7 protein-coding genes are annotated in these 6,518 nt (G+C 41.7%); 4 read left to right on the top strand and 3 right to left on the bottom strand.

What is annotated here, in order from left to right; translation table 11 throughout:
* A partial coding sequence (locus VOI17_RS15170; protein ID WP_323758073.1) for a hypothetical protein occupies positions 1-277 on the top strand: 277 nt, incomplete at its 5' end.
* Between the two features lie 38 nt (positions 278-315).
* Here VOI17_RS15170 and sdaAA read toward each other — a convergent pair.
* The 3 genes from sdaAA to VOI17_RS15155 form a co-directional block, all read right to left on the bottom strand.
* Positions 316-1,221, bottom strand: coding sequence for an L-serine ammonia-lyase, iron-sulfur-dependent, subunit alpha (sdaAA, locus tag VOI17_RS15165; RefSeq protein ID WP_323758072.1), 906 nt, complete (start codon positions 1,219-1,221; stop codon positions 316-318).
* Between the two features lie 77 nt (positions 1,222-1,298).
* On the bottom strand, positions 1,299-2,009 hold the full coding sequence (locus VOI17_RS15160) for a response regulator transcription factor (protein WP_323758071.1): 711 nt from the start codon (positions 2,007-2,009) through the stop codon (positions 1,299-1,301).
* On the bottom strand, positions 2,006-3,052 hold the full coding sequence (locus tag VOI17_RS15155) for a sensor histidine kinase (RefSeq protein ID WP_323758070.1): 1,047 nt from the start codon (positions 3,050-3,052) through the stop codon (positions 2,006-2,008). The genes VOI17_RS15160 and VOI17_RS15155 overlap by 4 nt, the downstream gene beginning before the upstream one ends.
* A 172-nt stretch (positions 3,053-3,224) precedes the next feature.
* Between VOI17_RS15155 and VOI17_RS15150 the strand changes: the two genes are divergently transcribed.
* The 3 genes from VOI17_RS15150 to VOI17_RS15140 all read left to right on the top strand — a co-directional run bounded on the left by VOI17_RS15150 (position 3,225) and on the right by VOI17_RS15140 (position 6,493).
* Positions 3,225-3,968 (top strand): hypothetical protein, encoded by a 744-nt coding sequence (locus VOI17_RS15150; protein ID WP_323758069.1) that lies wholly within the window; start codon positions 3,225-3,227, stop codon positions 3,966-3,968.
* Between the two features lie 25 nt (positions 3,969-3,993).
* On the top strand, positions 3,994-5,034 hold the full coding sequence (hemE, locus tag VOI17_RS15145; RefSeq protein WP_323758068.1) for a uroporphyrinogen decarboxylase: 1,041 nt from the start codon (positions 3,994-3,996) through the stop codon (positions 5,032-5,034).
* A 133-nt stretch (positions 5,035-5,167) separates the two neighbouring features.
* Positions 5,168-6,493 carry an amidohydrolase gene (locus VOI17_RS15140; RefSeq protein ID WP_323758067.1) on the top strand — a complete coding sequence of 442 codons (1,326 nt, stop codon included), beginning with the start codon at positions 5,168-5,170 and terminating at the stop codon, positions 6,491-6,493.
* Positions 6,494-6,518: the final 25 nt, after the last annotated feature.

Genomic DNA, 6,518 nt, shown 5'->3' with positions numbered 1-6,518 from the left:
TTTATGCCCTTTGGGTCTTGAGCTAGACACAGCTTCGCTCCGAAGTTTCGGAGCTGTTCCCGCTACAAAAAAAAGGATACTAAGCAATTGGTATCCTTTTTTATTTGGCCTAAACCCTGTGTTTGGCCAACAATTAAGTTCACTGGTTCGCCCCGAAGCTTCGGGGCTGTTCCCGCTACAGAGAAAGAAAAACCTGATCAGAAATGATCGGGTTTTTTTATGCCCTTTGGGTGATAAGTCGAAGCGTGACGCTTCAAATAGTAGGTGGTTTTCCTAATTGTTGTACACTTTGCTATACACTAAATATCAAACGCATTACTCATCCCCCTCATCAGGTAACATTTCAATGTCCTGAATTAATACTCTTTTAGAAATGGCTTGACCTGTGAGCGTAGCAGCTAACCCACCCATAGCAGTTTCTTTGTAACGGGTTTCCATACTTTGGCCTACTTCACCCATCGCTTCAACGCATTCGTCCACTGGAATTACTGCATTTACATTGGCCAGGGCTATTTGTGCCGAACTGTTGGCAATGGCGGCTGCACTTGCATTTCGCACTACACAAGGCACTTCTACCAAGCCAGCAACAGGATCGCAGATAAGGCCCAACATGCACTGAATGGTAATGGCCACTGCATTAAAAACTTGGTCTATTGTTCCGCCTAAGCAATACACAATGGCGCCTGAAGCCATGGCTGCCGCACTACCCGTTTCTGCTTGGCAACCGCCTACCGCACCTGCAATAGATGCTCGTTTTTCCATAATCAAGGCAATGCCTGCGCTTACTAAAAGTCCTTCGTGAATTTTATGATCAGGCACATCGTGTAACTCTTGGAAGGTGACCAAAACACCTGGGATAATGCCCGAAGCACCAGCCGTTGGAGCAGCTACAACACGCCCCATGCAGGAGTTCACCTCCTTGGCAGCAAGCGCTCTAGAAATGAGCACCTGAAATTCTTTACTCAAAACGGTTACAGGATGATTGTACACTTTCTTTGCTCCGTTATTGATCATACCCGACCGCGAAGTCATATCTTCGGTGAGTCCAGTCTGCACAGCTTCTTTCATCACCGTATAAGCGTTATCTAAACTCGCCCAAATAAACTCTTCAGTACGTTGCTTTTGTTGCACCTCGTATTCAATTACGGGTTCAAAAAGCTTCATGTCGTTGGCCTCACAATAGGACTTCCAACCTTTAAAATCTTCGAATAGAAAGCTCATAACTGTATACCTTTTTTGCAAAGCTAAAGGAATTTAAGCAAAGGATAGAATAAGTATTGACTAAGCTAAAATGGCATTCATTTATGCTTACCCAGAAACGCTCTAAAGGTCAATCGATAGGTTTGACTCACAGGAAGATACTCACTTTTGATTCTTACTCTATCACTCGCCACCACTTCAATATGCTGCGTATTAATAATATAAGATTGGTGAATCCTTACGAAAGCCTTTTGAACAAGGTCCTGCTCCAAATCTCTCATATTCATCAGACTCATAATCTTTCGATTTTTAGTAATAAACATCACGTAGTCCTTCTGACCTTTGATATAGAGAATATCGTTCAATTTTACTTTCACCAAATCTCGCCCATCCTTCACAAACAGGAAGTCATCTTGGGATGAATTGTTTAATGAAATGGTAGGTTTTTCAACGGGAAAAGAAGTGAATGCCTTGTTTACTGCTTTCAAAAAGCGAGGGAAATCGAAAGGCTTGAGCAGATAGTCGATGGCATCCAATTCGAAACCATCAATCGCATATTCGGCAAAAGCGGTGGTAAAAATTACTTTAGGGCGATTACCAAGCGTTTTCAGTAAATCAATCCCGCTAATTCCCGGCATTTTAATATCCAAGAAAATTAAGTCCGCTTGATTGTGGTTAAGAAAGGAAAGTGCATCCAAACCATTAGAGAAATCGCCCAAAACAGAAAGCTGTGGAACTCTACTACAATAGTCTAGCAACAGTTTGCGAGCAAAAGGCTCATCATCAATAATTACGCAACGAATCTTCACGGTAAGTCTAAGCTAAGTGAAATACTGAACTTTTCCTTTTCAGGCCGAATTTCCAAGCGATGCTGATGCGGATAGCTCAAGGCCAATCGCCTTTCCACATTCTTCAAACCAAAACCCGAAGGCCCATCTTTTTCTTTCTCTATAGGATTCACACTATTTTCAACCTTAAAAATCAACTGTTTAGGCGTAGAAGAAAGCTTCACCTTGATCCAGTTTTCGGTTTGTTGGTCGCTGATACCGTGCTTGAAAGCGTTTTCTACGAAAGGGATAAAAATCAAGGGTGTAATTTCAATTTGTTCATCCACCTCATTTGTGTCAAAACTCAATTCAAAACGATTATTAAGCCTAATACCCTCGAGTGCCAAATAGTCTTTGATATAGTTAATTTCCTTTGAAAGCGCCACTTTAGGTTTATTAGAATCATAAATCATGTACCGCATAATGTTAGACAGTTTTACAATCACCTCAGTAGCCTGATCACTTTTAATCTGTGTCAAATAACTCAAGTTATGGAGCGTATTGAACAGGAAATGAGGGTTAATTTGTGCTTTTAGGTAATTGAGTTCAGCAGTCAATTTCTGGTTTTCCAGTTCGCGCTTTTTGTTCTCCAATTCAAACCAGTCTACCGCAAACTTGATCATTCCCGTGAAAATCATAAAGCTCATTTCGTCCCAAAGCGTGCTCACAAACCTTGCCCAGCCAAAAGTTTCATAATAATCGGAAGGTGGATATTTGATCAGCACTGCATTTTCAGCCAATACCTGGAAGAACATCACTACAGTAATGGCCAATACCAATTTGAGCACGTATTTCTTGATGTTCTTACTTCTGAGCAGATCAGGAAGAATGAAAAAATAGTGGGTATAACTCAGAATAATGTGAAAGAACATTGGCAAAGCGATACGCACAAAGGCCACTTCTGCAGGCATAAAAACCGTGAAGTCATAGAATTTATAGCTGAAGAAAAGTAGCCAAAAGCTAAAGTTCAGCCAAAAAATCCGATTCCTTAAAAAGTTGGGTTTCATTAGCACTAAAGTATCCATTCTCGATGGTTTTGAGAAGTACACCATCAACTCTCGATCAAATAATCGATGATTTGTACGTTTTAATCTACATCTCGGCTTCAACTACCTTAAAAGTACAGATTGTCGACTTTCACGCACAGAGAGTATATTCATCCATCATTTTATAAAGAAAAATGGGTCTTTAGCATCCATGAAAAAGACAACACAAATTCTAATTCTTATCTCCATGATTTTCTCATGGCAATTAAATGCTCAAGTCGTTGATACCATTCGCGTAGGTGATCATTTTAAGATGATAAATCAGTTGGAAATGGGCACAACAAAGGATATTATTTTTACTGAAGTGGCCGGAGTAGTCCGCTCCATCAGCTTGAAAACCAAAACCACAAAAAAAGTGAGCATTAATGGGGTCGACTACTTGGCCTTTACCCACCAATGGGCAACAGGAAATCCTGAAACATCAGGTGATTTTTACTACCTCTGTGAACCAGAAACGTTAAGGCCAGTTCAGCATATTCGGAACACCAAACGCAATGGAAAAGAGGCCTTTAGCTTTCAGGGAATGAAGATTATTGGGCTAGACTCAGCAAATGAGAATTCAAAGCAGGACTTCAGCCTTGACCTTACTGAACCCACTTTTAATTGGGAAATTGATCTTGAAACTTACTCCCTATTGCCAATGAAAGATGGCTATGAAGCCGTTATGAACTTTTATCACCCGGGTGGGTCTGCTCCAAATTTCTACAACCTGAAGGTAATTGGTTCAGAAAAGCTACTATTACCCGATGGAAGCGAAATGGATTGTTGGATTCTATTTACCGATTATGGCGGCACACAGCCCACAAAGTTTTGGTACACTAAAACCAACCAAAACTTTATAAAAATGGAAGGAAAATATAAGCAACTGACAATTCGGAAAGAGCGGATATTTTAGAACGAACAATTCCTATCTTTGCTGCATGGAATTGAAGAACGATCTGATTTTACGTGCTGCCAGAGGCGAAAAGACCGAAAGAACTCCAGTATGGTTAATGCGCCAGGCAGGCAGAATTTTACCTGAATATCGTGCGGTTAGAAATAGCCTTAGTGGATTTATTGAGCTGGTAAAAAACCCTGACTTAGCGGCCGAGGTGACTATTCAACCAGTGGATATTTTAGGCGTAGATGCCGCCATTATTTTCTCCGACATTCTCGTGATTCCAGAAGCCATGGGCTTGCCTTACGAAATGATCGAAAAGAAAGGGCCTTGGTTTCCGAACACCATAAAGTCTGAGGCAGACTTGAAAAATATCAGAATTGCCGATTCTTCTGCCGACTTAGGGTATGTCATCGATGCCATTAAAGTAACCAAAAGAGAATTGGCTGGCCGCGTGCCTTTGATCGGTTTTGCAGGTGCTCCTTGGACAATTTTCTGTTACATGGTAGAAGGCCACGGAAGTAAGACTTTCTCGAATGCCCGAAAAATGCTATACACGCAACCTGCATTGGCTGAAAAACTGATGCAGATGATTACTGACAGTACCATCACTTACTTGAAAGCGCAAATTGAAGCAGGTGCCGATATTGTTCAGGTATTCGATTCTTGGGCAGGTATTTTACCCGCAGATCAATACGAACAATTCTCGATGAAATACATCCGTCAGATTTGCTCAGCCATTACCGAAGTGCCAGTAACCGCTTTTGCCAAAGGAGCTTATTTCGCTAGAAAATCTATGGCCACATTAGATTGTGAAACCATCGGACTGGATTGGAACATGGACATCAAAGAAACACGTGCGTTAATTGGTTCAAACAAAACTTTGCAAGGTAATCTTGACCCTTGTGCACTTTACGGCTCTAATGCCGAAGTGGAGGCAGCCACCAAAAAGATGCTTGATGCTTTTGGGCCAGACCGTCATATTGCCAATTTAGGTCATGGTGTTTACCCAGATATTGATCCTGAGAAGGTGAAAGTATTTGTAAACACAGTGAAGGAATATAGCACTGGGATGAGAAATTAACCTCAGAGATAGCTTTTAAAACAGCATTTGATTCTTAAGCGTTTGGAGCACCATTTTCTATAGAAAGCTTAGAGTCATTAGTCTCTTTCAAATATCACTTGCATTGTGTTAATTGGTTATTCAATCTTAAGCTATGAAAAGACCTTACCAACTCTCTCTGTTAGCATTTTTGTTGCTAGCCCTGTCTGCTTTTACTTTTAAAACCGACCCTGCACCTACTTTAAAAGAAAGAATCATTGAACTCTCCAAAAAAGTGGAGCCTAAGGTGATTGAATGGAGACATCACATTCATGAAAACCCTGAACTTTCCAATCGTGAGTTTAAAACGGCTGCCTACATCACAACTCACTTAAAGAGTTTGGGTATTGAAGTACAAGAAGGCGTGGCTAAAACAGGAGTCGTGGGAATTCTTAAAGGAGGAAAACCCGGGCCAGTAATGGGCTTAAGAGCCGATATTGACGGCCTTCCTGTAAAAGAAAGGGGCAATTTGCCATGGGCATCTAAAGCCATAGGCGAATATCAAGGCGCTGAAGTGCCGGTGATGCATGCCTGCGGTCACGATACACATGTAGCCATTTTAATGGGCGTGGCCGAAGTGCTTTCACAAGTGAAAGCTGATTTAAAAGGCACCATAAAATTCATTTTTCAACCTGCAGAAGAAGGTGCTCCTGCTGGTGAGGAAGGTGGTGCCGACTTAATGGCGAAAGAAGGCGTTTTAGAGGGGATGGATGCCATTTTTGGCCTACACATTAATGCACAAACGACAGTCGGGCAAGTAAAATATCGTCCCGAAGGAATTATGGCAGCTGTCAATAGTTTCGAAATTAAAATCAAAGGGAAGCAGACGCATGGTTCTACACCTTGGACAGGCATTGACCCGATTGTAACAGCAGCACAGATCATTAATAATGTTCAGACTATAGTGAGCAGAAGTATGCCTCTGACGACTCAAGCAGCCGTAGTTTCATTTGGTAAAATTGAGGCGGGTGTAAGAAGCAATATCATCCCAGAAGAAGCCACTTTGGTAGGTACCATTCGTACTTTGGATGCTGGCATGAGAGAAAGACTTTTCGAACGTCTTCGCACCATCGTAAAGAGCACTGCTGAAAGTAATGAGGCGGAAGCCACCTTGTACATTGACAAAGGTTATCCTATCACCTACAACGATCCACAACTCACCGCGAAAATGGCGGGTACATTTGTAGATGTAATGGGTGCCGAAAACGTAACACCCAACATGAATGCCATTACGGGAGCAGAAGATTTCTCGTTCTTCCAAGAAAAAATTCCGGGGCTCTATTTCTTTATCGGAGGCGCTCCAAAAGGAGTAGATCCTGAAAAACAAGCCCCTCACCATACACCAGATTTTTATGTGGACGATGCCGGAATGCTAACAGGCATCAACTTATTGAGCAGAATGGTGGTAGATTATCCTGAGGTGAAGATTTCGAAAAAGTAATTAGAAATAAAGAAGCTTTCCGAAA

The sequence above is a fragment of the Roseivirga sp. genome, assembly GCF_034669765.1.
Taxonomy (GTDB): Bacteria; Bacteroidota; Bacteroidia; order Cytophagales; family Cyclobacteriaceae; genus Roseivirga.
The sequence above is the reverse complement of the archived record's forward strand: the minus strand, read 5'-3'. Positions and strand labels throughout refer to the sequence as shown.